Annotated in this window: 30 protein-coding genes; 9 read left to right on the top strand and 21 right to left on the bottom strand. The window is 36.6% G+C overall.

Features of this window, described 5'->3' with window-relative positions:
* Positions 1-74: 74 nt before the first annotated feature.
* On the bottom strand, positions 75-488 hold the full coding sequence (locus tag V7097_RS14365) for a CoA-binding protein (protein ID WP_335704314.1): 414 nt from the start codon (positions 486-488) through the stop codon (positions 75-77).
* A 278-nt stretch (positions 489-766) separates the two neighbouring features.
* Here V7097_RS14365 and plsY point away from each other — a divergent pair, with 278 nt between their 5' ends.
* Complete coding sequence (gene plsY, locus V7097_RS14360; protein WP_335704313.1) at positions 767-1,378, top strand: glycerol-3-phosphate 1-O-acyltransferase PlsY; 612 nt, start codon at positions 767-769, stop codon at positions 1,376-1,378.
* A 39-nt stretch (positions 1,379-1,417) separates the two neighbouring features.
* Here the strand turns inward: plsY and V7097_RS14355 are convergent, their stop codons facing one another.
* Entirely contained in the window at positions 1,418-3,202 is a 1,785-nt protein-coding gene (locus V7097_RS14355; RefSeq protein WP_335704312.1) for a S9 family peptidase, read from the bottom strand.
* 191 nt (positions 3,203-3,393) lie between these two features.
* On the opposite strand from V7097_RS14355, the gene V7097_RS14350 reads away from it, so the two are divergent.
* A complete protein-coding gene (locus V7097_RS14350) occupies positions 3,394-4,581 on the top strand; it encodes a CapA family protein (RefSeq protein WP_335704311.1) in 1,188 nt (395 codons plus the stop codon).
* Positions 4,582-4,647: 66 nt separating this feature from the next.
* Here V7097_RS14350 and V7097_RS14345 read toward each other — a convergent pair.
* The 7 genes from V7097_RS14345 to acnA form a co-directional block, all read right to left on the bottom strand.
* A protein-coding gene (locus V7097_RS14345) for an IS3 family transposase (protein WP_335704310.1) occupies positions 4,648-6,206 on the bottom strand; the annotation gives its coding sequence in 2 pieces (ribosomal slippage) (positions 4,648-5,567 and positions 5,567-6,206; 1,560 coding nt in all).
* Positions 6,207-6,293: 87 nt separating this feature from the next.
* The gene (locus V7097_RS14340; RefSeq protein WP_335704309.1) at positions 6,294-6,719 is read right to left on the bottom strand and encodes an acyl-CoA thioesterase; all 426 of its coding nucleotides are present in this window, start codon (positions 6,717-6,719) and stop codon (positions 6,294-6,296) included.
* A gap of 137 nt (positions 6,720-6,856) precedes the next feature.
* Positions 6,857-7,090, bottom strand: coding sequence for a small acid-soluble spore protein Tlp (tlp, locus tag V7097_RS14335; RefSeq protein ID WP_335704308.1), 234 nt, complete (start codon positions 7,088-7,090; stop codon positions 6,857-6,859).
* A 160-nt stretch (positions 7,091-7,250) separates the two neighbouring features.
* Complete coding sequence (locus tag V7097_RS14330) at positions 7,251-7,388, bottom strand: acid-soluble spore protein N (RefSeq protein WP_335704307.1); 138 nt, start codon at positions 7,386-7,388, stop codon at positions 7,251-7,253.
* Between the two features lie 99 nt (positions 7,389-7,487).
* Complete coding sequence (locus V7097_RS14325) at positions 7,488-7,619, bottom strand: FbpB family small basic protein (protein ID WP_335704306.1); 132 nt, start codon at positions 7,617-7,619, stop codon at positions 7,488-7,490.
* Between the two features lie 162 nt (positions 7,620-7,781).
* A complete protein-coding gene (locus V7097_RS14320; protein ID WP_335704305.1) occupies positions 7,782-8,306 on the bottom strand; it encodes a TlpA family protein disulfide reductase in 525 nt (174 codons plus the stop codon).
* Between the two features lie 134 nt (positions 8,307-8,440).
* The gene (acnA, locus tag V7097_RS14315; RefSeq protein WP_335704304.1) at positions 8,441-11,149 is read right to left on the bottom strand and encodes an aconitate hydratase AcnA; all 2,709 of its coding nucleotides are present in this window, start codon (positions 11,147-11,149) and stop codon (positions 8,441-8,443) included.
* A 221-nt stretch (positions 11,150-11,370) separates the two neighbouring features.
* Between acnA and sspO the strand changes: the two genes are divergently transcribed.
* Positions 11,371-11,520 (top strand): small acid-soluble spore protein O, encoded by a 150-nt coding sequence (gene sspO, locus V7097_RS14310; RefSeq protein WP_057999856.1) that lies wholly within the window; start codon positions 11,371-11,373, stop codon positions 11,518-11,520.
* A gap of 153 nt (positions 11,521-11,673) precedes the next feature.
* On the opposite strand, the gene V7097_RS14305 is transcribed toward sspO, so the two are convergent.
* A complete protein-coding gene (locus V7097_RS14305; protein WP_335704303.1) occupies positions 11,674-11,928 on the bottom strand; it encodes a hypothetical protein in 255 nt (84 codons plus the stop codon).
* A 128-nt stretch (positions 11,929-12,056) separates the two neighbouring features.
* Between V7097_RS14305 and V7097_RS14300 the strand changes: the two genes are divergently transcribed.
* Positions 12,057-12,200 carry a small acid-soluble spore protein P gene (locus tag V7097_RS14300; RefSeq protein ID WP_335704302.1) on the top strand — a complete coding sequence of 48 codons (144 nt, stop codon included), beginning with the start codon at positions 12,057-12,059 and terminating at the stop codon, positions 12,198-12,200.
* Positions 12,201-12,242: 42 nt separating this feature from the next.
* On the opposite strand, the gene selA is transcribed toward V7097_RS14300, so the two are convergent.
* The gene (selA, locus tag V7097_RS14295; protein WP_335704301.1) at positions 12,243-13,643 is read right to left on the bottom strand and encodes an L-seryl-tRNA(Sec) selenium transferase; all 1,401 of its coding nucleotides are present in this window, start codon (positions 13,641-13,643) and stop codon (positions 12,243-12,245) included.
* Positions 13,644-13,796: 153 nt separating this feature from the next.
* Here selA and V7097_RS14290 point away from each other — a divergent pair, with 153 nt between their 5' ends.
* Complete coding sequence (locus tag V7097_RS14290) at positions 13,797-14,192, top strand: Hsp20/alpha crystallin family protein (protein ID WP_335704300.1); 396 nt, start codon at positions 13,797-13,799, stop codon at positions 14,190-14,192.
* Between the two features lie 17 nt (positions 14,193-14,209).
* Here the strand turns inward: V7097_RS14290 and V7097_RS14285 are convergent, their stop codons facing one another.
* Complete coding sequence (locus V7097_RS14285; protein ID WP_335704299.1) at positions 14,210-15,475, bottom strand: SpoIID/LytB domain-containing protein; 1,266 nt, start codon at positions 15,473-15,475, stop codon at positions 14,210-14,212.
* 112 nt (positions 15,476-15,587) lie between these two features.
* Here V7097_RS14285 and V7097_RS14280 point away from each other — a divergent pair, with 112 nt between their 5' ends.
* Positions 15,588-16,016, top strand: coding sequence for a DUF2621 domain-containing protein (locus V7097_RS14280; protein WP_335704298.1), 429 nt, complete (start codon positions 15,588-15,590; stop codon positions 16,014-16,016).
* A 27-nt stretch (positions 16,017-16,043) separates the two neighbouring features.
* On the opposite strand, the gene V7097_RS14275 is transcribed toward V7097_RS14280, so the two are convergent.
* The 3 genes from V7097_RS14275 to V7097_RS14265 all read right to left on the bottom strand — a co-directional run bounded on the left by V7097_RS14275 (position 16,044) and on the right by V7097_RS14265 (position 17,693).
* Positions 16,044-16,469 carry a CcdC family protein gene (locus V7097_RS14275; RefSeq protein WP_335704547.1) on the bottom strand — a complete coding sequence of 142 codons (426 nt, stop codon included), beginning with the start codon at positions 16,467-16,469 and terminating at the stop codon, positions 16,044-16,046.
* A gap of 111 nt (positions 16,470-16,580) precedes the next feature.
* Entirely contained in the window at positions 16,581-16,940 is a 360-nt protein-coding gene (locus V7097_RS14270; protein ID WP_335704297.1) for a response regulator, read from the bottom strand.
* Between the two features lie 45 nt (positions 16,941-16,985).
* Entirely contained in the window at positions 16,986-17,693 is a 708-nt protein-coding gene (locus V7097_RS14265) for a cytochrome c biogenesis CcdA family protein (RefSeq protein ID WP_335704296.1), read from the bottom strand.
* A gap of 206 nt (positions 17,694-17,899) precedes the next feature.
* On the opposite strand from V7097_RS14265, the gene V7097_RS14260 reads away from it, so the two are divergent.
* Entirely contained in the window at positions 17,900-18,073 is a 174-nt protein-coding gene (locus V7097_RS14260) for an aspartyl-phosphate phosphatase Spo0E family protein (protein ID WP_335704295.1), read from the top strand.
* A 10-nt stretch (positions 18,074-18,083) separates the two neighbouring features.
* On the opposite strand, the gene V7097_RS14255 is transcribed toward V7097_RS14260, so the two are convergent.
* Positions 18,084-19,868, bottom strand: a complete 1,785-nt coding sequence (locus tag V7097_RS14255; RefSeq protein ID WP_335704294.1) for an ABC transporter ATP-binding protein — start codon at positions 19,866-19,868, stop codon at positions 18,084-18,086.
* Between the two features lie 3 nt (positions 19,869-19,871).
* Entirely contained in the window at positions 19,872-21,620 is a 1,749-nt protein-coding gene (locus V7097_RS14250) for an ABC transporter ATP-binding protein (protein ID WP_335704293.1), read from the bottom strand.
* 167 nt (positions 21,621-21,787) lie between these two features.
* Between V7097_RS14250 and V7097_RS14245 the strand changes: the two genes are divergently transcribed.
* Complete coding sequence (locus tag V7097_RS14245; protein ID WP_335704292.1) at positions 21,788-22,177, top strand: VOC family protein; 390 nt, start codon at positions 21,788-21,790, stop codon at positions 22,175-22,177.
* 86 nt (positions 22,178-22,263) lie between these two features.
* Here the strand turns inward: V7097_RS14245 and V7097_RS14240 are convergent, their stop codons facing one another.
* From V7097_RS14240 to V7097_RS14225, 4 genes are all read right to left on the bottom strand, one after another.
* Positions 22,264-22,488 carry a YneF family protein gene (locus V7097_RS14240; protein ID WP_335423220.1) on the bottom strand — a complete coding sequence of 75 codons (225 nt, stop codon included), beginning with the start codon at positions 22,486-22,488 and terminating at the stop codon, positions 22,264-22,266.
* Between the two features lie 90 nt (positions 22,489-22,578).
* Positions 22,579-23,019, bottom strand: a complete 441-nt coding sequence (sirA, locus tag V7097_RS14235) for a sporulation inhibitor of replication protein SirA (protein ID WP_335704291.1) — start codon at positions 23,017-23,019, stop codon at positions 22,579-22,581.
* A 143-nt stretch (positions 23,020-23,162) separates the two neighbouring features.
* Entirely contained in the window at positions 23,163-25,166 is a 2,004-nt protein-coding gene (tkt, locus tag V7097_RS14230; protein ID WP_335704290.1) for a transketolase, read from the bottom strand.
* An 85-nt stretch (positions 25,167-25,251) separates the two neighbouring features.
* Entirely contained in the window at positions 25,252-25,482 is a 231-nt protein-coding gene (locus V7097_RS14225; RefSeq protein ID WP_335704289.1) for a DUF896 domain-containing protein, read from the bottom strand.
* 399 nt (positions 25,483-25,881) lie between these two features.
* On the opposite strand from V7097_RS14225, the gene lexA reads away from it, so the two are divergent.
* A complete protein-coding gene (lexA, locus tag V7097_RS14220) occupies positions 25,882-26,508 on the top strand; it encodes a transcriptional repressor LexA (RefSeq protein ID WP_335704288.1) in 627 nt (208 codons plus the stop codon).
* Positions 26,509-26,551: the final 43 nt, after the last annotated feature.

Below are 26,551 nucleotides of genomic sequence, written 5' to 3'. Positions count from 1 at the left end.
AGATTTCGCAAACCGTTTCTCGCAAAAAGGCGAAAATCCTTGTGTAAAAACAAGGATTTTTGTCTCGCGATCTGTTATTTTGTCAGCGCATGCTCAACCTTAATACAGCGATCCATGACAACGGTATATCCGCGACCCTTTAAGAAGTTATATGCTTCCTCACTAACGCAATCAAGCTGAGACCAAAACACATCTGCATCGATTTCATCAAATTCTTTCGCAACATCCATTAAGTGCTCAGAACGGCGAAAAACATTGACAATATCAATATGCCCTTCAATATCTTTAAGTGACTTAACTGCTTTTACACCAATTGCTTCATCAATAGTAGGATTTACAGGAATGATTTCGTATCCAGCATCCTGCATGGCCTTGCTAACCATATTGGAAGTTCTTTCAGGCTTATCTGATAATCCTACAACAGCAATCCTTTTACTTTTCTTTAAAATCTCACCGAGCTCAGCACGAGCTGGAATTTCTAATACCATATTTATATCCCCTTTTAAAATTTTACGATTTGATATCTCTCATAGTATTTCGGTCCCAAGCATAGATATTCCTTCATTTAATTAGATTTTCAATACGATTGATTGTTCATTATAAGGCATCCAACAATTTTTTGTCGAAATTAATAAAAATAATCATTGTAAGGAAAAATTTCTAGTATAATGAGAATACTTGTACAAGCATGGTATTATTACAATAGCATGGTACAATGTTGCTCAGTAGCACTTATCTATATTATTTTATTAAAGGAGTTATGTGTATGGTATTAAATATTGTGATTATTCTCCTAGCTTATCTTCTTGGTTCGATTCCATCTGGGTTAATCGTTGGAAAGGTTGGCTACGGTATTGATATTCGGGAACATGGCAGCGGAAATTTAGGTGGGACAAATACATTCCGTACGCTTGGGAAAAAGGCCGGTTTAATTGTAACGACCGCTGATATTTTAAAAGGAACTTTGGCAACCTTGCTTCCTTTTCTATTATTGGGTGATTCATTTCCAGATTATTTCCCTTTATTAGTTGGTATAGTAGCAGTTGTGGGTCATATGTATCCAGTTTTCGCAGGCTTTAAAGGTGGTAAAGCAGTCGCAACCTCTGGTGGGATTCTGTTAGGTTATAATCCAATTCTGTTTTTAACGACCTTATTATGTTTTTTTATTTTATTAAAATTGACGAAAATGGTTTCGTTATCTTCTATGCTAGTTGCCATTTATTGTATCACATACAGTGTTATGTATAGTATTTTTATTAAAACAGATTATCCTTTAATTATCGTTGTTTCATTACTTGCGGTATTCGTATTTTATCGCCACCGTGCAAACATCTCCCGGATAAAAAATAAAACAGAACCTAAGATTAAATGGTTATAAGAGAGACGTGTGAGCCTAATTGGTCACACGTCTTTCTTTCTAGATAAATCGATCAAAAAATTCTAATATTTTTCGGTTTACCTTGATTTCGTTTTCCTTCTTCGAAAATCCATGTCCTTCATCCTCAAGGACAAGATATTCGACTTCTCTACCTTTATCTTGCAAAGCTTGGACGATTTTATCAGACTCTGCCTTTACAACACGGGGATCATTAGCCCCTTGGATCACTAACATCGGCTTCACCATGCCATTTAAATGGGTAATTGGTGAAAAATCGATTAACTTCTCACGGTCCTTTATAGGATCCCCTACCCACTGATTCATGACAGGCTTCCAATGCTCGGGAACTGAATCAATAAAGGAGAATAAATCACTAGGTCCAAAGATATCAATTACGGCCTTAAAGTAATCTGAATGCTTACCATGAAGTAAAAGTGCCATATACCCTCCATAGCTTCCACCCAATAGAAGGATTTTGTCACGGTCAGCATAGCCATTTTTTATTAACCATTCCAGTCCTTCGATATTGTCTAGGCGAGGTCCATGTCCCCAGTCACCCTCTACCATTTTCGTGAATTCCAAACCGTAGCCCGTTGAACCACGGAAATTTGGTGCAAAAATACTATAACCTCGATTAGTTAAAAATTGAAACATCGCTCGAAAGAATTTTCTTTCAGCAGCCTGTGGACCACCATGTGGCCACAATATTACATGACCATTCGATACATCTTCATTTGCCTTAAAAAAGAGCGCTTCTATTTCTAGCCCGTCAAAGGACGGATAAGTAATAACTTCAGGCTGAACAAGCTCCTCTTCTGTTACACCAGGGACTCCGTAATTGGTACATGGAACCCATGTATTTTCATTAGCCATGTACTTATAGATGTTAAATGGACTTGTAGCAGAACGACCAAGTAAATAAAGGTTATCATTGTCGGTCACAATTAATTTTTCAATTATAGAGGTCGGGGTCTCGAGCTTCTTTAATTCACCAGATTGGATATTAAAGACATACAAAAAGTCCTCAACACCCTTTTCACTAACAATATAAATGGTTTGTGTATGTTCATTATATTTAATGGACTTAAAATCTTCCATTTCAAGTGAAACAACCTTTGAAAATTGATTCGTGTTTACATCATATTTTGCAAGATATGAAAAATCATCATCATAATCTGTTAAGAAATAAATCGTAGATTCAGATGCAAACAAGACATCAGAAACAGTATGTTGTTTATCAGTTTCTGGTGTTAAGCGATATTCCTTACCGTTTTTACGTAGAAAGGCTAATGAATATGTGTTTGCAAAATGCTTTAAATAGATTTGACTACTTTCATCTGGACTGAGTGTAGCTAAATAGGTCGCTGCATCTTTTCCTTCGTTAATAATTGACTCTTCTTCCGTTTCTAAGTCAAAACAATATGAATTCAAAAACATTGCATTGTCCTTCGTTGAAGTATAATACAATTTTTTTCCGTCCTTTGAGAGAATTGCAATCATATGACGATGCCCTTCTTGAATTCTTACTGGCTTTAACTCCCCACCTTGTGGCTGCATTGCATATAATTGAGTATTTTCATCGCCATCTTTATCAAACCCTGCAATTAAAAATTGACCATTCTTATCATATGTAAGCTCTTGACAGCTTTGATCTATAAATGTAATGGGATATGGGAATAGGTTTGGTAAGTCCATTGCCCAAAGATTATATTTTCCACTCAAATTCGTACTAAATACGAGCTGTTTTTCATCAGGACTAATGGTAAAGTCTTGAATACCAAAGGTTCTAAAAAACTGTTCGACATCCGGCTTTTGAAATTTCATCAATGAACACCTACTTCTTCAGATTAATATCTCATACATAAATAGATTCGACAGATTTCCAAATTATCCTTCCTAGTTATTTCGACTTATGAAATAACTAATATCTTTGACAATATTCGATAAATTTCTAACATTTTTTATAGTTTTATATTATAGTAGACTTATTATATATTTATGGGGTGCAGTGTCATATGAGAAGAAGTAGAAGGAAACGAAAATCAATCAACATCATTAAATATCTCATCAGTTTACTTGTTTTATTGCTTATTCCGTTAGGTGTTTATTTCACGCTAAATAGTGTAAAAGCTAATTCGGTAACTAAAAATTACGTTGCTCAAAATCATGATTATAAGAAGACTGAGCAAGAATTTAAGCCTTTTACAACATCAATGACACTTGCAGCAATTGGGGATATTTTAATTCACTCAATTGTTTATAATGATGCAAATACAGGCAATGGATATGATTTCAAACCAATGATCGCAAATGTAAAGGATTTACTTGAAAATGCAGACCTCACGATTGCCAATCAGGAAACAATCGTTGGTGGAACTGAAATCGGATTATCTACCTATCCGAGCTTTAATAGCCCTTATGAGGTTGCTGATGCATTTAAGGATGCAGGTGTTGATATCGTTTCAATTGCGAATAACCATACACTAGACCGAGGCGAAAAGGCAATTATAAGCGCAACAAATTATTTAAATAAAATAGGCATGGAATATACAGGAGGCTATCAAAGTCCTGAAGATAAAAGTAAAATTCGTGTGCTAAATCGAAATGGAATCAGCATTGCATTCCTTTCCTACACATATGGGACCAATGGTATACCTGTACCAATAGGAAAAGACTATCTCGTTAATTTAATTGATATGGAATTGATCAAAAATGACATCAAAGCAGCAAAGGAAGTAGCTGATGTCGTTTCGGTAAGTATGCACTGGGGAAATGAGTATCAATTATACCCGAATGATCACCAACAACAACTGGCCCAACAACTTGCAGATGAAGGTGTTGACCTCATTATAGGTCACCATCCCCACGTATTACAGCCGATGGATTGGTTAACAGGTAAAAATGGAAATCAAACATTTGTTGTTTACTCACTTGGCAATTTCTTATCTGGACAGATGTGGGACTATAAGGATATTGGCGGGGTTTTACAGGTTGAAATTGTAAAAGAGGTAAAATCAAAGGATGAAACCATCATCCGAGTTCAAAATCCGCAATTCACACCAACATTTGTATCAAACACTCACAATAAAAGCTTTAAAGTCGTACCACTCAAAGACGCGAATAACTTTGGGTTAGGCAATGCAACTAGTAAATATGAAGAAATGACTAATCATATGAATCAGTGGCTAGAGTCAGCGCAATAACCCAACAAGGCACATCCTATTGAACTGCCCCCTGTCAAGTAGACAGTGGAAATAATAAAAAGGTACCTAAACGGCTTTAGCTCTATATTCCATAGGGCTGAGGCCGTTTAGTCGTTTTTGATATCTATAATGATTATAGAAATGTATATACTCATTTATTGCTTTAGACAATTCTTCAAATGTCTCATACTTACGCAAATAATACTTCTCACATTTGAGTGTTCCCCAAAAGGATTCCATCGGTCCATTATCTATACATCTTCCAACTCTGGACATGCTTTGTGTCATCTCTGCCTTGTCTATTCTGCGTTTGAAGCCATGAGAAGTGTATTGGAAACCACGATCACTATGAATAAGTGGATGGTCTCCATCCAACAACTTTGTAGCTTGGTCAAAGGTCTTGAAAACAAGTTTATTATTATTTGAATGTCCAAAAACATAACTAACAATCGACCCATCATATAGATCTCTAATGGCGCTTAAATAAGCTTTCTTTGACGAACCATATTTAAATTCTGTTACGTCCGTTACCCATTTCTCATTTGGCTTTTCTGCAGTAAATTCGCGGTTTAATACGTTTTCCACTACATGTTCAGGGGTAGAGTGCTTATGACGTTTCTTCTTTTTTCGAATGACAGACTGTATTCCGGCCAGTTTAATCAGCCTATAATAGCGTTTGTGGTTGAAATTTTGACCCAGTTTTCTATTTATGGTCATCATCATTCTACGATAACCATAGATACCATCCACTTTTTCATGGAGAACTTTCATCTCTTGAATAATTTCTTCATTCTGAAGTTCTCGAGCGGAAGGTGTACGCTTTAGCCACTTATAGTAAGCTGCTCGTGTAACACCAGCAGTTTCACAAAGCAAGAGAATACTTAGATTTTCTTTCTTATGAAGTTCCTGAATAGCGATATACTTGTCCTCGAATCGGATTTGGCTTATTTTCGCCTCCTTTCGATCTCCTCTAACTTTTTTAAGTATAAATTCTCCGCGCGTAAACGTTCATTTTCTCTTTCTAGCTTTTTCATCTGAAGCTTGATTTCATCTTCCGGAGTTAATTCAGCCGCTTCTTTCTTCCTTCCACGCCCATCTTTAAGTGCTTCATCTCCACCAACTTCATACTTCTTAACCCACTGGTACACTTGTTGATATGAGACCTTATATGTCTCAGCTGTTCTTTGAAAATCTTTTCCGTTCCCCAAGCAATCAAGTACAATTTGAAACCGTTCATCCAAAGTAGTTTTTCTACCTTTAGTCATAGAGCTCGTCCTTCCCTTCGACGTATCCTTTAAATCTCTATGACTATTATACTTGTTAATCCACCTTTGGAGGACGGATCTACTTGAAATTTCATACTTACGAATAATCTCATTTTGAGAGTATTCCCCCGATAAATAATCTCTCACAGCTGCTTTCTTTAATTCTTTAGAATAAGGTTTCCATGTTTTTGAGTCCTCAAATCCACTTATTCCATCTTTCTCAAATTTCTCTATCCAATTATATAAGGTAACTAAGGCGATCTGATATTTTGTAGTTAATTCCTCAAGAGTATATGCTTCTGTCTGGTAAGCTTTCAACACTTCATACTTAAACTGACTAGAATAAAATTTATTGGACATAAAAAGCTCCCCCTAAGGAAACAGATTTTTATTTTTAAATCTGTCTACCTTAAGGGGAGCATATCATATGGATATGCCTTGTTTTTTCTATTCCTTTTGCTTTTTTGCATTGTCGTATGCATCATGCCAGTCAGGATAATGCTTTCTAATTGAGATTGGACGGAATGAGTCTTTTTTTACACAAACATGTGATGAGGTCGCATTAACGGAAACCTCACCATCTGGCCTTTCAATTTGATACCCATATATGACACGAAGACCATCATAATGTTCAATCCAAGTCTTAACTAATGCCGTTTCTCCATAACTTAACGGTTTTTTGTAAGAAACTTGCAGATCAATAACAGGAGAAATAATACCATCGCTCTCCATCGATGCGTAGCTAAAACCCAAATCCTTAATAAGCTGGGTTCTTCCTAACTCCATCCACACTAAATAATTTGCATGATAAACGACACCCATTTGGTCTGTTTCTGCATATCGTACTTCGACTTCCTTCTTTGAAATGAGCAATTCGGATCTCTCCCTACACTATATTGAAATGTAATTCTCATACAAATATAGTAACATAAATGGAAAAGCTCTTAAAAAGAAATGGATGCAAGCTAAAAAAAATGGAGTATGCCATAAACTAGGCATACTCCATTTTGTTATTGATACCCATTTTCACGTGCTGATGCTTCGTCTTGAATTTCTTCTCTCATTGCAGCTATTGATTCTTCACGACGTTCATTCTTTGCCTGAATTCTTTCGCGATCTTGTGCATTTGAGAACTCCATTGATTCTTGAGATTCTTCAATGTTCTCTATTGTGTTTTGAACCATGTCTTGTAGCTTTTCTACATTATCACTACGATCGTCTGGTTTTGGTTTGTTTTGTGTCATGCTTCTTCCTCCTATGTAATGTAGTACACCACTATTTTGCTTCATATATATAAAATTTATTTCTGAAAAGAAAGAGGATTCTCATGTAAATAAAGGATAATTTTTGCTACAAAAATAAAAGGACGTTGTAAAAACGCCCTTTTATTGAGTGTGTACAAAATTATTCACCTTTTGTTTGCATAACCTGAACATGCTGGCCTGATTTATCCTGCATCTTTTTCCCTTTATTTCCACCAAATCCACGTGGTTGAGTACCAATCTGGTTAGGTTTGTATTTTTCATGGTCTTTTTGTGGCATTATTTATTCCCCTCCTCCTTTTCATTATCACCCGGAAAGGGGATTCTCATGTAAAAAGAAGAGTGGAGATTATATTCAGTAAAGGATTTTGATGGAAATTTACTCAGCTTTTTCTAATCTTTTTTGCTCTAACCTAGCCTCAATACGATCCATTGCTTCTTGGTCCTTTAACAATTGTTGCTTGTTTTCTTTAACCAAATCTGCAAACGATATCTTTCTAACTTTTCTCAATTTTCTCACCTTCCTCTAACTACTATTGTAATAGTAATAATCCCCAAAAACAGATAAAATTATTACAAATTTTCGAAAATTTATTTAAAAATGTTAAAAAGTACTGTTTTTGTTGAAAAAGGAGCAGAAAAAAAGAACCAAATTGAATATTGGTTCTTCTTGTTACTTTAATTTATTTACTTTGCTTTCGAGCATTTCTAAGTCCATTTGACCTTTGATATAATCATTAATCGTTCCATCAGAATTAATGAAAAATGTTTCAGGTAATCCTAATACCTTATAATCACTACTAGCTTGGTTTTTAGGATCGACTAAAAGTGGAAATGTGTAACCCTTACCTTCGACAAATTTATGTGCATTTTCTGCCTTAACTTCGGAAGCAGTCATGTTGACAGCTAGCACTTCAATATCATCGCTTTTATTTTCATAAAACGTTTGAATTTCAGGCATTTCTTCTCGACATGGCTTACACCATGATGCCCAGAAGTTCACAACAACCTTTTTCCCTTTTAAATCGGATAAACGAATAGTCTCGTTTTCATCATTCAATAATTGAAGTTCAAAATCAGGTGCCATATTTCCAATTTCAATACCGGTTACTCCTCTTTTCTGATCTTGAACAAACTCAAAAACAGCATAACCTATCAGGCCAATAAGAATGAGTGTAATAACAATTTTTTTAACCATTTGAATCCTCCGTAATTCATTCAACAAAATCAAAGGTCTTCCCTATTATCATTATATCTATTTAACCATACAAGTTGACAAATTTAAAAGGCAGTTTTGTGAACTCCACAAAACTGCCTTAGAATTAAAGGAAATTAACCCTTCATTTTTTCACGAAGTACCATTTGAAGAATACCGCCGTGACGGTAGTAATCAATTTCAACTTCACTATCGAAACGAACGAGTACTTCAAATTCTTTCTTATTTCCTTCTTCGTCAGTAGCCGTAACTTTTACATAGTCACGTGGTTTTACATTTTCGTCAATTTGAACTTCGATTGCTTCTTTACCAGTTAGGCCAAGAGTTTCAGCATTTTCACCTTGCTTGAATTGTAATGGTAGTACACCCATTAATACAAGGTTACTACGGTGAATACGCTCGAAGCTTTCAGCAATGACTGTCTTAATGCCAAGTAGGTTTGTACCTTTAGCAGCCCAGTCACGTGATGATCCCATACCATAGTCGTTACCAGCGATAACAGCTAAGCCAGTTCCATCTTGCTTGTATTTCATACATGCATCATAGATAGACATAACTTCTCCAGTTGGCCAGTAAGTAGTCCATCCACCTTCTGTACCAGGAGCGATTTGGTTGCGAATACGGATATTCGCAAAAGTTCCTCTTGTCATAACACGGTCGTTACCACGACGTGAACCATATGAGTTGAAATCACGTGGCGTTACACCGTTTTCTTGAAGGTATTTACCTGCTGGTGTATCTTTACCAATTGAACCTGCTGGTGAAATGTGGTCAGTAGTTACGGAATCTCCGAATTTACCAACTACACGTAAACCGCTAAGTGGCTTAACTTCACCTGGCTCTTTCGATAAGCCTTCAAAGAATGGTGGGTTTTGAATATAGGTTGAATCTTCATCCCACACGTAAAGGGCTTCATCCGTACTTTCAATTGCGTTCCAACGCTCGTTATCATCAAATACACGCTGATATTCTTTTCTGAATAGCTCAGGTGTAACAGTCTTTTTAACTTCTGCCTTAACTTCTTCAGCAGATGGCCAGATGTCCTTAAAGAATACATCATTTCCGTCTTTATCTGTACCGATAGGTTCTTTTTGAAGGTCGATATCGACAGTACCAGCAAGTGCATAAGCCACTACAAGTGGTGGTGATGCAAGGTAGTTACCTTTAACTAGTGGGTGAATACGTCCTTCAAAGTTACGGTTACCAGAAAGAACAGATGTAATGACTAAGTCATTTTCAGCCACTGCTTTTTCAATTTCAGGAGCTAATGGACCTGAGTTACCGATACATGTTGTACAACCATAACCAACTGTACTAAAGCCAAGCTTTTCAAGGTATGGTAATAGACCTGAATCTTCTAAATAACCTGTAACAACCTTAGAACCTGGTGCTAAAGATGTTTTAACAAATTTAGGAACTTCTAAGCCTTTTTCAACCGCTTTCTTCGCAACTAGACCCGCACCTAACATAACGTATGGGTTTGAAGTATTTGTACAGCTTGTGATCGCAGCAATTGAGATATCACCTGTCTTCATTTGTACTTCTTCACCATCGTTGAATTTTACGGTAATTTCCTTGTTAATTTCTTCAGGAGTTAAACCGTAGCCTTGGTTACCAGTTGCAGTTAATGCAGTCTGGTAAGCATCTTTCATTTCTGAAAGTGGAATTAAATCTTGTGGACGCTTTGGACCTGAAAGATTTGCTTCAATTTCAGAAAGATTAATCTCAACAACATCTGTGAAAATTGGATCTTCTGCATCAGCTGTATAGAATAAGCCGTTTTCTTTGGAGTATTTTTCTACAACTTTCACTTGCTCTTCATCACGGCCAGTTAAACGAAGATATTCTAAAGCTTCTTCGTCAACAGGGAAGAATCCACATGTAGCACCGTATTCAGGAGCCATGTTGGAAATTGTTGCACGGTCTGCTAGTGGAAGTTGGGAAACTCCAGGACCGAAGAACTCAACAAATTTACCAACAACGCCTTTTTGACGTAATACTTGAGTTACTTTAAGTGCCAAGTCAGTAGCAGTTGTACCATTTGGTAATGTACCAACTAATTTAACCCCGATTACTTCTGGTACAGGGAAATAGGATGGCTGCCCAAGCATTCCAGCCTCAGCTTCAATTCCTCCAACACCCCAACCAAGAACACCGATACCGTTGATCATTGTAGTGTGTGAGTCAGTACCAACAAGTGTATCTGGGAATGCTTCGAACTCACCGTTTTCACCTTCTACCGCATGAACAACATTAGCTAAGTATTCAAGGTTTACTTGGTGTACGATACCTGTTGCTGGTGGTACTGCACGGTAATTATCGAATGATTTTTGAGCCCAGCTTAGGAACTTATAACGTTCAGCATTACGTTCAAATTCTAGTTCCATATTATATTTAAGTGCATCTAATGTACCTGCTCTGTCAACCTGTACAGAGTGGTCGATTACTAAGTCTACAGGGATTTCTGGGTTGATTTTTTGTGGGTCTCCACCCATGTCAGCCATTGCCTTACGGAGTGAAGCTAAATCAACTACAGCAGGTACCCCAGTAAAGTCTTGAAGAATTACACGTGAAGGTTTGAATGGAACATCAACCTCTTTTAATTCATTAGTTCCCCATTTTGCTAAGTTTTCAACATGCTCTTTTGTAATTACTCTTCCATCAACTTGACGTAATACAGATTCTAATAGAACCTTAATGGAATATGGCAGCTTTGAAACGTTACCAATTTTAGCATCTTCTAGTGCTTGTAAGCTATAAAAGTTATACTTCTTTCCGTTTGCTTCGAAAGAAGAACGAGCATTAAATACATCGTGCTTTGCCATATGTATTCCCCCTTTGTTATAATGATAACGAAATTTTACGCAATTGTCGAAATTTATGAGATTTTAAAACTCCTCCCATTAAATCCCTTCCAATACATATATTAATATAACTATATACATAAGTAAATAACAAGATTGTTATTATCCTCTATAAGTTTTACTTATCACACGGAAGGATAATTTGTTGAAAAAAGAATAAAATAAGGTCGGAGGTGAAAAGAATGTCGAAACGTAAAGCCAATCATGTTCGACCTGGAATGAACGATGCAAGTGCACAAGGTGTTGGAGCGGGATATAACGAGGAATTTGCAAATGAGCCATTAACGGCAGAACAACGTCAAAACAATAAAAAGCGTAAGAAAAATCAATAAAATAGAAAAGCCAGGAGCCCCTCATCTCGACAAGCATAAGCTGAGCGCTGACAGAAGGTGCCTTTTACCTTCAAAAGCGATTGGCTAGACCACCATAGAGCCGATGGCTCCTGGAGCTAGACAAATGAATTGCCCGCATAAGCGGGCTTGTTTTTATTCATTTACTTCATTAATGATCGATTGTAAATCCTGTTGAAATTGCTGAAGCTGAGATTTTTGGTGCTCTGAAGCCACTTCCAACGCGTTTTCGATTTGTTGATAGGCTTCATTAACCTCATTTTTCAATTGTTTTAGATGAGCACCATAATCCGGATCATCGCTGACGATATTTGCATAAATATCTTTCGCTTGCTCTGTCCCTTGTTGTGCAGCTTGGAAGGCCTGCTGTTTATCCTTATGATACGGCATTTTTTCAACTCCCTTAACGTAATTCGTGCAATTATAGCTTACCTTTTTTCCAAAAAATCATTCAGAACTTAGGTCGCATAAAAAAGTGGAAAAACACTATCCTAATACATATAAGGGGGGATAAAAACATGGGTGAAAAAAATACATTCAAGGATATTAGAGCAAACGGTGGTCAAAACACAGGAAGTCAACCTCAGCCTTTAAGTGGTTCAAAAAAAGTGAAAAACCGCAACCATACAAGACAAAAACATAACCAAGGACATGATATGTAAAGGACGATTCTAAATATAAAAAGCCGCACAAATTGCGGCTTTTTATCCTATAAGAGTAAAAGCTTTTACCATTTCTTTCATATCGTCATTTTCAATTGTCCGAAAATCAAGAACGACTTTGTTATTTTTTATCCGTACAACGATAGGTGTGGAGTGCTGACGAAGGTGAGTTGCCACATCCTCTGCAGACTTTTTAGAATGTGATATACAAACTACGTTAGTTGGAACTTCAATTCCAGGCATTGTTCCACCTCCGATTGGCGAACCTTCCTCTTTTATTTCGATTGTAAATTGATTTGTTTTTTCTAATAAACATTTACTAAAAAGCTGACATCGTTCCATGATCTCCTCTTTTGGAACGATGATGTCCCTTATGGTCGGTATTTCGGAGTACTTTCCTTTCAAACAGGAAAATAAAGTTGCTTCAAGTGCTGCATACGACATTTTATCAACACGCAAAACTCGAGCAAGCTGATGTTTTTTTAATTGATCAATTAACTCTTTCTTTCCAACGATTATACCTGCTTGTGGTCCACCGAGAAGCTTATCCCCACTAAATGATACAAGGTCAACTCCTTGTTCCAAAATATCTTTTATGACAGGCTCATCCCCAATTCCATGCTGCGAAAAATCGTAGAGAACCCCACTTCCGAGATCTTCATAAATAACAAGATTGTCTTTTTTCTCCTTGAGTGTAACCAATTCTGAAACTTCAATTGTTTTCGTAAATCCAATTGTCCTGAAGTTACTTGTGTGTACCTTAAGAATCATTGCTGTTTCTTCTGTAATGGCGTTCTCATAGTCTTCTAGATGTGTTTTATTTGTTGTACCTACCTCAACTAGCCTTGCATCACTTTCCTCCATGATTGCGGATATACGAAATGAGCCACCTATCTCCACTAATTGACCCCTCGAAACAATCACCTCTTGGTTTTTAGCCAATGCACGTAAAACGATAAAGACAGCTGCAGCATTATTGTTAACAACCATCGCACTCTCGGCACCAGTTAACTCCGTTAGTAGAGATTCCACAATTGAATACCTTGAACCACGCTTGCCATTGCTTATATCGTATTCTAGATTGGAATAACCTTTTGAGATATTAACAACATGTTGGATGGCTTCGTCACTTAGCCTTGCTCGTCCTAAATTTGTATGTAAAACCGTCCCAGTTGCGTTGATTATTTTTGTTAAGTAGTATTTAGTTCTGTTTACTAGCTCTTTTTCCCCTTTTTGAAAGATAAAAGCCGTCATATCTTCCTTAGATGAAACCTCTTTATCCCAATCTCCAAGAATGATCTCATTTCGAATCTCTGTTACTACATCCCGTAATACGGTCGTCATATAATCCTTTTCCACACGATGAAGTGTTTGAATCTGCCCAAAGGATGGATGCGCTTGTAGATCATGTATGGCTGGGAGTAGTTTTAAATTATTATTCATGCCATTTCCTCCACATTAGCTTTCATATGTAAGTCTATTTTTACATGATTGCACCCGACTTTACAACAGATTGTACAATTTCAACGTTTTCATTATCACGAACAGCCTTCCATTTGAATACTCTAAATATAGAATTACACGGAGGTTGAAAACATGAATAAATTCGATGATTCAAATCCTCTCTCCTTAAATGGGGTGGAGGACTGGATGAAACAATTTCTTGAAGACCCGTATCTTTTAGACGATTATCAATTTCGAATTGATTTGTTTGAAACACAAAATGAGTACATTATAGAGGCTGAATTATCAGGATATCAACCCGAGCAGATCCAGCTAAATGTGAAAAACGACAACTTCCATATCAAACTGACAGATCGCGAAAAACCTACAATTGATACAATATTGACCGAAAGAGTCGTTACCCTTCCATTCGAATTAGAAAAAAAGAGGATACAAGCACTATTTCAAAATGAAATTCTGGAAATATACATCAAAAAAAATAGCACCCGTAAAAAGAAAAAAAGCAGGATAAAAGTAAAAGTCCTGTAAAAGCTACAGGACCCTTTCTAATTTAAAATACCTTCAAAATTTGTAATTGTTGTACCAGGAAAATAAAATTGAATGATTTCTTCATATTTTTTCCCTTTATCCCCCATAATACTTGCTCCCCATTGACTCATCCCAACTCCATGTCCATAGCCTCTTCCCTTCATCACATATTTTGTATCATCAGAATCAAGTGAGTCAATGTAATAGCTTTTAAAAATAGTACCACCAATCATCGGTCGGATTCGATTTAAATTAACATTTTCAAGCGTAACTTTCCCTAATAAAACTGTTCCATCAAGTAATCTCTGTAAAAATTCAACTTCAATAGAACCTATCATGGATCGGTTTGATTTATATTTCTTTACATCTACTACGAATTTAGGAATTGAAAGGATCGCAATATCCCCCGGATACCCTTGTCGATTAATTGATCTTTTCATGGCAGCCGTAATTTCTTTGTCCTTTTCCTGGAGACTCTCCCATGCATTAACCGATTCCCAATCGATCTCTTCAAGGTTTATTTGTGATTTTGATAGTGTAAATTCCCAAGGATGAATTGGATCAAATGGATCTTCTTTAATTGGATAGAATGACCTACTGTCTCCTCCCCACACATTTTTATTATTCTCTGTCATTCCGCCGTTGCTAGCAGAATAAAAAGCATCAATTAGCTTATTTTTATATGTAATCACCTGACCCTTTGTAGCCTCAACAGCCTTTGTTGTCCGTGCATTCCATGCATAACCACCATACACCTGATAGAAGGTTGTATCATCCATATCTTCGTCAAGATGGGATACCGCATACGTTCTCGCAGCAAGCGCCTGAGCCTTTAACGCCTCGATATTCCATGAAGGGAACACCTCAAGTGGGACAACTCCTTTTAAATAATCTTCTAAAGGGAGCTGATTAACCGGACGTACAAAATGGTTATTTTCTACTTGAAACTCCATCGCACCTAAGTATGGTCGTTCATTGATATAAACGCGATGATTCTCACTATAGCTTCGAGGGATTAATAAAAAACTATTATCCACCTGCTGATTTACTTCTCCTCCTTTAAGATAGAGATTCCCCTTTTTGACATATAGCCGATAGTTCACTCCTTCTTGCAATGATAAGGCCGGGTCCAATGTGAAATAATCACCTGTGAATTGCATCTGTATCTCTTGCGCATCTCCTACAAAATTTTCAAGGCGAACCCGTACAAATTCTTCTGCATCCCCATGCGATAAATTAAATGTAATAATAAATAAACACGTAAAAAATAGTATTTTTTTCATATCCCTATATTTCCCATTCATGAAGAAATATATGACTATCAATTTTTGATTGTTTCATATTACAAATCTATCGTTAAATAAGGTATAATGAACCATTGAGGTGAACAATTTCATGCAGTTAACTGGATGGTTTTTATGGTTTATTTTAATTTGGGTATTCTTTTTTATCACAATTCTAGCAATTGGCGGCTTTTTTATGTTTCGAAAGTTTTTAAAAAAACTTCCAAAGGAAGATGGAATGTCAGATTTAGATTGGCAGGATTATTACATAGAACAAACGCGTCATATGTGGCCAAGCGAACTGAAAGCGTTATTAGAGGATTTAGTAAAGCCTGTACCAGAGCTCTTCCGAGATGTAGCCAGACAAAAAATCGCTGGTAAAATTGGAGAACTTGCACTAGCCGAAAAAGCGAAAAAAATTACACAGGATTTAGTTGTTCGAGGATATATCATAGCCACACCGAAGCGTGACCATAAATTCTTAATAAAAACTTTAAATGAAAAGGAAATAGATGTAACACCATATAATGAACTATTTTAAAAACACTCGGCATCTCTGCCGAGTGTTTTATATTGCTGCAGCAAGTTTTTTATACTTTACATACATCGCAATCCGCCATGGGACAATCATCGCGAAAGCAAGAATCCAGAACATTCCACTTAATGCTCCAAAATCAATCGCCGTACTTAATACCGATTTTAAAACAATTCGAACTACCAATAAACCTACTAAAATATAAATAAATGCTTTCGACCGTTTTAAATAAATCTCATTCTCTTTAATTTCAAATGAAGAAGTTTTTATTAGTAGGATGGAAAAAAGCATTCCAATGACAACAGCCTCTAAAATCTCAATTGGAGTCACACGAAACATCGGATGTACAAACATGAGTGCCCCTGTGCTCATAAAAACAGGAGGCAAAATTATTTTTTTTACGGATGCGGGTTTTTGGGAAGATTTTGTTCTTAAAAAGGTTACGAAGATCGCCATCATAATTGCGACAATTGAAGATGCAATTACCAAATATATCAGTCCTTTTACTAATCGTCTAATGTATAGATAATGAAACCCATTTAAGATGTTGCTTCTTAAATGGGTTTACACTTAATTTAACACTCTATTAACCGCTTCAACAACCCTGCTTTCATCGAACGGCTTTACAATATAGTCCTTCGCACCAGCTGAGATAGCATCAACGACCATTTTTTGCTGACCCATAGCAGAACACATGATAATTCGGGCCTTTGGGTCAAATTCTTTAATCAATTTAACAGCTTCAATTCCATTCATTTCTGGCATTGTAATGTCCATTGTCACAAGATCTGGTTTTGTCTCTTTGTATTTTTCAACAGCTTCAAGTCCGTTTTCTGCCTCTGAAACCACTTCATGATTCGCTTTAACTAATATGTCTGTGAGAGTAAGTCTCATAAATTTCGCATCATCAACTACTAAGATTCTAGCCACAGTTACTTTCCCTCCTTGAAAACACTTATCTAGTAACTAATTCGACTAAAAACCGGTAAATCCTCCAAAGAGTGCAGTTGCATATGCAATTATTTTTGCCATCCAGTCAAAATACAGTACAACTCCCATAATAATCATTGCATAGCCACCAATTTTTACAATCTTTAAGCTATTTTTACGAATCCATTGTAACCGTCCAATGAAAAATGAAAGCACAAGGAATGGAAGGGAGAATCCTAATGAATACAATACCATATACAGCATTCCAGATTCAGGGTTTGTACCAGCAAGCGCGATAACGGACACTAAAATTGGCCCCATACATGGTGTCCATCCTGCAGCAAAAGCCATTCCGATAAAGATAGATCCGATATATCCTCCTGGACGATGTTTGAATTCTATTTTGCGATCTTTCATTAAGAAACCAGGTCTTATTATTCCTAGCACAACAAGTCCGAAGAAAATAATGAAAATCGCACCAATTTGACGGATTAAATCTTGATACTCACTAAAAATTCGGCCAACAAAAGATGTTCCGAAGCCAAGCATAACGAAAATAATTGAAAAGCCGACTAAAAAGAAAATCGTATGTAAAATACTACGTCTTTGCAGCATTCCATTTTCTGTTTTTAATTCACTTACAGATGCACCTGTTATATACGATAAAAATGCTGGATATATCGGTAAAACACAAGGTGAAATAAAAGATAAAAATCCTGCACCAAAAGCAAGAAACGCATTTACATCTGCCATTTTAACAACTCCTAAATTGATCGTCATTACCATTCTAGCAAAAATACATTCGTATTCATAATTTTTAATATGAACGTTTTGTGTCATTCCACTATAAGCAATATATTTCCAAGTAAGATCCTTACCAACTATTTACCATTATATGTTATACTATAAACTAACTTGTCCATAACAAACTTTAAAAACAAACGAAGGGGTTTTACTTTGTGTCCAAAGAACAACTTCTGCTTAAAATTGAACAAAAAAGAACTGAACTGGTTGAAATTGTCTTGAAACACGGTTTTACCGCTACGGTCACCATTAAAGTAAGCCAAGATTTAGATAATCTTTTAAATCAATATAATGCTGGAAGAACACAGAAAAGCCTCTCAAATTCATGAGAGGCTTTTTTTACATGACGGCTTTTTCGACGTTATCTACACTACCATTCTGTAGTAAAAACATTTTGTAGTATAATCCTTTTTGTGCTAATAACTCCTGATGTGTTCCTCTTTCTACAATCTCCCCTTGATGCAACACCAAAATCAAATTGGCATCTTGAATCGTGGACAACCGGTGCGCAATTGCGATCGTCGTTCTTCCCTGCCTCATTTTTTCAAGAGCTTTTTGAATTTCTTCCTCTGTTTCTGTATCAATATTTGCGGTTGCTTCATCAAGAACTAAAATTTTCGGATTGGTTACAATTGTCCGTGCAAATGCCAATAGCTGCCTTTGACCACTCGAAAAGGTTGAACCACGTTCAACAACTTGATAATCGTAGCCATCTTCCAATTTTTGAATAAACTGATCGGCTTGAACGAATTTAGCTGCCTCCTCAATATCATGATCCGTGATATCTGGATTGTTTAAACGAAGATTTTCCATTATTGTTCCGACAAATAAAAATGGATCTTGAAGCACGAGACCTATCTTTTGCCGAAGTTCGTTATTTTCGTAGGATTGAATGGATTGACCATCTATTAAAATATCTCCACGTTCAATCTCATAAAATCTCATTAATAAATTGATAATTGAGCTTTTTCCACTACCCGTATGTCCAACAAGAGCGACAGTTTCTCCTTTTTTTGCGGTAAAGGAGATATTTTTTAAAACATCTCGCTTTCCATCATAGGAAAAGCTGACATTTTTAAATTCAATTTCCCCTTTTTTGATTGATGGGTTTTCATTTCCAACTGTTTGAGGAGCTAGTTCATCATGATCAAGAAGCTCGAATACCCGCTGTGAAGCGACTACTGCTTGTTGCAGGAGCGATAAACGCATCATCATATGGTTAACCGGCTCGAAAAATCGTTCAAGGTAATTCACAAACGCAAAAAGAACACCTATTTCAATCGGGCTTTCAAGTGCAGATATTCCAAAAAAGCTTAATACCAAAATAATTGTCACGATATAGATAAAATCAACTGCTGGTCTTAGTAACAGACCATCAAGCTTTATATTTTTAATTCCCGCTTGATAATGGGCATCATTGATCTCGGCAAATTCACGACGCAATCTTTTTTCCTGACGGAATACCTGGATGATCGCCATACCTTGAAGTGATTCATTAAGCTTTGCATTCAACTGACTAAGTCGTTCCCGCATATCATGGTAATATCTTGAGCTGAATTTACGATATGTTTGCATCAAAATAAACAAAATCGGGATTAACACTAAGCAAAATAGTGCAAGTTGAACATTTAGATAAAACATTGCAATGAAAACTCCAATTAAAAACACACCATTTTGTACAAACGTGGCGACAACCTCGACAAACATATCCTTGATTGCCTCCGTATCATTCGTTACCCTTGATACAATACTTCCACCCGGCGTTTTATCAAAATATTTCAGACCTAGTTTGTGAACCTTTGAAAATACTTCAATCCGCATTTCACGAATAATTTTCAAAGCAATTTCTTGAAATTTGACAAGCTGAAAATACTGTAAAATTACCTTTGTAAGATGAATAAAGAGGTAGATTGCCCCTAAGTATACTAATGGTTCAACCGGTAGATGACGTGGTGTTAAATAATCGTCAATGAAAATTTTAATTAAAATCGGACCAGCGATGTCCGCAAGGGTTGCTATTAGAAGCAAAGTAAATGCAAATATAAATTCCTTCGTATGTGATTTTGTATAAGATAAGAGGCGTAATAATGTGCGCCTTTGTTCTTTTTTTGACATTATGTTCATGATTTACCCTCCATGCTCAACAAGTGATTCAAGCTGTTGGCGATGATACATATCACGATACCATCCTTCTTCTTCCATTAGCTCATCATGTGTACCATGCTGAGCAATCCTGCCATCTTCTAGTACGAGGATTTGATTTGCGTGCTGAATGGCGCTTAAACGATGTGATGTAATAAATGTTGTCTTTCCTTCTCGATTTTCACGTAAGGCACGTAAAATTGCCTCTTCCGTCTTTGCATCTACTGCTGATAATGAATCATCGAGAATTAATATTTCCGGGTTCATCAACAGTGCCCTTGCAATTGAAATTCTCTGCTTTTGTCCCCCTGACAATGAAACTCCTCGTTCACCAACGACCGTCTCATATCCATCTGTAAACTGTAAAATATCATCATGAATATTGGCAAGCTTTGCTGCCTCCATAATTTCACTCATTGATGCATCGGGATTAGCAAAAGCAATATTATCCGCAACCGTTGCAGAAAAAAGAAAATGATCCTGAGGTACATAGCCAATTCCCTTACGTAACGCATCCAATGTATAAGCTTTAATCTCTTTTTCTCCAATGATAATATTGCCTTCATAGCCTTCATTTTCGCGAATTAATAGTTTTAATAATGTCGTTTTACCTGCACCTGTCTTTCCAACTATTCCAAGTGTATGACCACGTTTTAAGTTAAAACGGATCCCTAGAAGAGTTTGTTTTGACTCTCCTGGAAATGAAAAATGAGAAATGGAATACTCAATATCACCTGTTGGTGTCATTTCACTAGCATTCTCACAATCTGTTATTTCCATTGGTTCATTTAGAAGGTTTGATACTCGATCGTAGGATGCTCTTCCCCGCTCCACAATATTAAATAACCAGCCAAAGGCGAGTAAGGGCCATATTAGCAAACCTAAATAAGTAGTAAAAGTAACTAATTCTCCCAGCGTCATTTCCCCTGCAAGTACATATCTAGAACCAAACACAATAGCTAGAAAGAAAGAAATTCCCACTATTAATGAAATTGTTGGATCATATAGGGCATCAACCTTTGCAACCTTAAGATTTTTTTGAACAACATCTTCTGACTGCTCTCGGAATGATTCAATATCCTCTTTCTCATGTCCAAAGGTTTTAATGACCTTGATTCCACTTACACTTTCCTGTACTTTATCATTAAGGCTTGAGAATGCTTCCTGTGCCTTGTGAAAATGTCTATGTAATAGCGTTCCATAATAATTCGTAGAAAGTGCCATAAACGGCAATGGAATCAGACAGATTAATGTGAGCCTCCAATTTATTGTATACGCCATTGTCAATAATACGAATCCGCCTGTCGCAAGTGAGTCGACTAATGTCAGTACACCTGCACCAGCCGTTTGCTGAATTGCCTGCAAATCATTCGTTGAATGGGCCATCAAGTCGCCAATCCTTCTTTTTTGGAAAAAGCCTTGTGACATCTTCGTAAAATGTTCATATAGTCGATTCCTTAGTAATCTTGCTAATTTTACTGATGACCCAAAAATCATGATTCGCCAAAAGAACCGAACGACATAAACGGTACATGCAGTTGCTAATAATATAGCTAACCATTTAAATAAGATTTCTTTCGTTAAAGTCCCTTGTGCAATAAAATCAACTGTCATACCGATTACTTTGGGTGGAACGAGCTCCAGCAAAGCAACGATCAGCAATAAGAATATACCCGTTATATATGATTTTTTCTCCTGCTTAAAAAACCACATTAGATCCTTAAAGATTTTCATCCAATAATCCTCCGACTGACGAAATAAGTGCCATATAAGTTTACCAAATTTTTATAATTGTAGGAAGATGGTAACAAAGCTTTTCATGATATATAAGTTGAAATCATTATATTTTTCCAAAGTTTCTACTATAATTGTCCTTAGATTATAAATTGAGGTGAATAATGATGATTAAATACAAGGAGCTTCATCATGTGAGTTTAACAGTAACAAATCTTGAAAAAGCGAAGGATTTTTACAGCAATATTCTCTGTTTAAAAGAAATTGAACGTCCAAATTTTGATTTTCCTGGTGCTTGGTATTCGGTTGAGAATCAACAGTTGCATTTAATTGTCTTACCGGAATCCCAGACGATTCGAATGGATAAAAGCATCAGCAGCCGCGAGGGCCATTTCGCACTAAGAGTCGAAAACTATTATGACACATTAAATTGGCTGTCAATGCATAATGTAATCGTTCTAGAAAAACCGGATAGTGTTAGCGGTTTTGCACAAATCTTTTGTGCTGATCCTGATGGAAATTTAATCGAACTAAATGTAGACCAAAGGGATTTATAAGAGCGAATACAAAAAAGCCACTCTTTTAGTGAGATTTCACTAGAAAAGTGGCTTTTTATGGAAGTTGAAACTATGTTGTTCAACTTTTATTGCTTGTCCATTTGACCGTTCATTGCTTTTAGCATTTGATTGATCTTCTTTTGTGATGGCTTTTGACCCATTTGCATCATCATAACTTTTAGCATTTGCTCATTGATTGGTGGATTTTTCTTTAAGTAATTCATCATGTATTTACGCGCAATAAAAAATCCTAATGCAGCGCCACCAAGTAAAGCTACCACGATTAGTACGATAGCTAACCATATTTGCATCATACAAAAACTTCCTCCTTCATGTTGTCTCATTACAGTGTACTAAACCAATAGCAATTATACAATATTTGTTTTATGTTTTCCTAGCCTTTATACAAACTTTCTTTCCTTAATTGGATTTAGCCATCCAAATTTATTGGCAGAAAAATCCATTGCTAGAAAACATCGATCATATTTACGGAGGATTTCAAAAAAGGCAGTTTCCGCCTCATAACTTCCAGTCGATTGTAAATGGATGTAATCATTATGTATCGTTAGTTTTGCATAGCTATTAAATTCATTCCAATCTAGAGTGTGCATATGGCTTTCACGTTGATAATAGGAATAATGTGCAAGGCTTGATTCAATTTTTTGCTGGATGCGTAGAGTTGGAATTGACCTCGTTATAAACTCTATTTGTTTATATAAAATTTGTTGCCGCTCTTGTTTGGATTGGTTATATTCTAAAAACAGATGATAGATTAGTGATTCACGCCCAAAGTAATGAGTGGCGAATTCTTCTTCTATTAGATATATGTAATATTCTCTCATACTCTTTCCTCCCAATACTATCAGTTAGGAATAGTATATTCGAAAGAGTCTGTGTTTTTTGTCTGAAACTGGAGTAAGAATCGTCTAGTTTTGTCGAAATCGGTGTTTACATAGAAAAGGGGCCAGATTCGACCCCTTTTTAGTCACTGAAGTAATTTTTTCACTCGATTCACGACATTTTCAACTGAGAATCCATATTCTTTCATCACAATTTCACCTGGTGCAGAAGCGCCGAATTCGTGGATACCGAGGATATCCCCCTCATCTCCGGTATATCTCTCCCAGCCAAGTGGTGTTGCCATTTCGATTGCTAAACGTTTTTTCACATTTTTAGGAATAACGGATTCTTTATATTCGTTTGTTTGTGCCTCGAAACGATCCCATGATGGCATGCTTACTACGGATACCTCAATATTTTCGTTTGCGAGTTGTTTTTGTGCCTCCACAGCAAGACTTACTTCAGAACCTGTTGCTAAAATAAGAGCTGCTGGATCACCACTTTTTGCAGGCGATACAACATAAGCGCCTTTTTGAACGCCTTCATATGCTTTTTCATCTGTTCCATCTAAAGTCGGTAGGTTCTGTCTTGTTAAAATAAGCGCGGTAGGAACATCTTTTGATTCAACAGCTGTTCTCCATGCAGCAGCGGTTTCATTTCCATCAGCCGGTCTAATCACAGATAAATTCGGCATCGCTCTTAATGCTGGTAATTGTTCAATCGGTTCATGTGTTGGTCCATCTTCACCAACTGCGATACTGTCATGAGTAAACACATATGTGACTGGCACTTTCATTAATGCAGCTAGCCTTATTGCCGGTCGTAAATAATCCGAGAATACAAAGAATGTTCCACCAAATACTTTAAGTCCACCGTGGAGAGCCATTCCATTTAATGCAGCACCCATTGCAAATTCACGCACGCCAAACCAAATATTACGTCCACTATAATCTTTAGGCATGAAATCAGCAGCATCGTTTATCATCGTTTTATTTGACCCCGCTAAATCAGCAGAACCACCAAAGAATTGTGGCACAATCTTTGCGATTGCATTTAATGCTTCACCAGATGATGCTCGTGTAGCAAGCTTCTTACCTACTTCATAGACAGGCAACGTCTTTTCCCAGCCTTCTGGAAGCCTACAATCTATAGCCATTTCTAATTGTTTTCCTAGATCTGGATTGCTTTCTTTATAGTTGTTAAACAATTGATTCCAATCTTGTTCAGTTTGTTCTCCAGCCTTTTTTACGGTTTCCTCAAAATGAGCATAGACCTCGCTTGGTACATGAAAATCATTTTCAAAGGTCCAGTTATACGATTCTTTTGTTAGTTTTAATTCATCAGCACCTAAAGGTTCACCATGTGCCTTTGATTTACCTGCACGATTCGGAGAACCATAGCCAATTGTCGTCCGAACTTCGATGAGTGTAGGACGGGATAAATCTCCTTTAGCTTCTTCGATTGCTTTATCAATTTCATCAACATCATTTCCATCTTCTACACGAAGATACTGCCAGCCATAAGCCTTGTACCGTTGTTCAACTGATTCCGAGAATGCCTGGTCAAGGTCACCATCAAGTGAAATATCATTTGAATCATATAGAACAATTAAACGCCCTAATTTTAAATGACCTGCTAGTGATGATGCCTCCCCAGAAACCCCCTCCATAAAGTCACCGTCTCCACAGATGGCGTATGTATAGTGGTTTACAATTTCTAATGAGTCTTTATTATAAACACCCGCTAAATGACGCTCAGCCATCGCCATCCCAACAGCCATTGCAATACCTTGTCCAAGCGGACCTGTTGTTGCATCGACACCGGCTGTATGTCCATACTCCGGATGTCCAGGTGTTTTACTTCTCCATTGACGAAACTGCTTTAAGTCTTCAATCGTTAAGTCATAGCCTGATAAATGAAGCATACTGTACAATAATGCCGATCCATGTCCCGCTGATAAAACAAAACGATCGCGGTTAAACCATTTCGGATTTTTAGGATTGTGTTTCATATGTCTGGTCCACAGAGTATACGTCATTGGAGCTGCTCCCATTGGCATTCCTGGGTGTCCTGAATTGGCTTTTTCAACTGCATCAATCGAAAGTGTTCGAATCGACGCTATTGACAAGTCCGTTATTGAGTGTGTCATAAAACAAACATCCTTTCAAATAATAGTCGGTTCTTATGTAGTATGCACAAAAAAAAAGAATACATAGAAATCTATGTATTCTTTATTAATGCAAATTTTTGCGTTTACTCTCTTTTAATTTTTCAGGGGTTACATCATTCCCCTCTGGATCTATAACCGTTACTGAGTGTAAGGTATTAGACATAGAACTTCTAAAAACGCGTAAATATTCTTGTCTAAGCTCTTGTTGTTCTTCTTTTTCTTTATCTGTAAGACCAAGTGACTTTGCTTTTTTGGCAAGAGCATTGATCCGATCAAGTTTATCTTTTGAAATCATAAAATTTCTCCTTGTATCATCTTTTCTAAATCATAGTACTAGATGAAAAGGTTTTTTACAAGTTTTCCACTTAGATTCACTTAACTAGCAGTGATTAAAACCATTCCCATACTTAATAAAACAAATAATACATAATAGATAAATCCGCCTTGTAATTTTTTAAACATGTTCATTTCACTCCTATAGAATGTTTGTTCGTATTTGATATTTTTATTATAAACCGAACAAATGTTTTGTGTCAACAAAAATTCGAACTTATGTTTGTATAATCTACCAAAACATGCTATACTCTAGTTAATAAATTCGGTATTTGTCGAATACAAAAGACAAATAACCGAACATGATGAAGAATGAGAATTAGATACATATAAAAAATGAACAGTAAGGGGATGAGCGTAGATGACGACAAAGCTTTCAAAAAGGCAGCAGGACATATTGAATTACATTAAACAGGAAGTAAAAGCAAAGGGCTACCCACCTTCAGTAAGAGAAATTGGGGAGGCAGTTGGACTAGCATCAAGTTCAACAGTCCATGGCCATTTGTCTAGACTTGAAAGTAAAGGCTTGATCAGAAGAGACCCGACAAAGCCTCGTGCAATTGAAATTTTACAGGCTGATGAAAATGAAACAATTCCAACTGCAAATGTTGTGAATGTTCCTGTCATAGGTAAGGTTACTGCGGGACAACCAATCACAGCAATTGAAAATATTGAGGAGTACTTTCCATTACCTGACCGGTTTGCTGCCCATGATGACCAAATCTTTATGCTTGAAATTATGGGAGACAGTATGATTGAAGCGGGAATTCTTGATGGAGACTATGTCATCGTTAGACAACAGCATTCAGCAAACAATGGTGATATTGTTGTCGCAATGACAGAGGAAGACGAAGCAACTGTAAAACGTTTCTTCAAAGAAAAAGACCATATTCGTCTACAGCCAGAAAACTCAATGCTCGAACCAATCATTTTAAAGAATGTATCCATTCTAGGAAAAGTTATTGGTGTATACCGTACCATTCATTAACGATCAAAAGGACCATTTCTTCATTGAACTATGACCCGAATAA

The sequence above is a fragment of the Bacillus sp. JJ1562 genome, from assembly GCF_036962705.1.
Classification (GTDB): Bacteria; Bacillota; Bacilli; order Bacillales; family Bacillaceae_L; genus Ferdinandcohnia.
The sequence above is the reverse complement of the archived record's forward strand: the minus strand, read 5'-3'. Positions and strand labels throughout refer to the sequence as shown.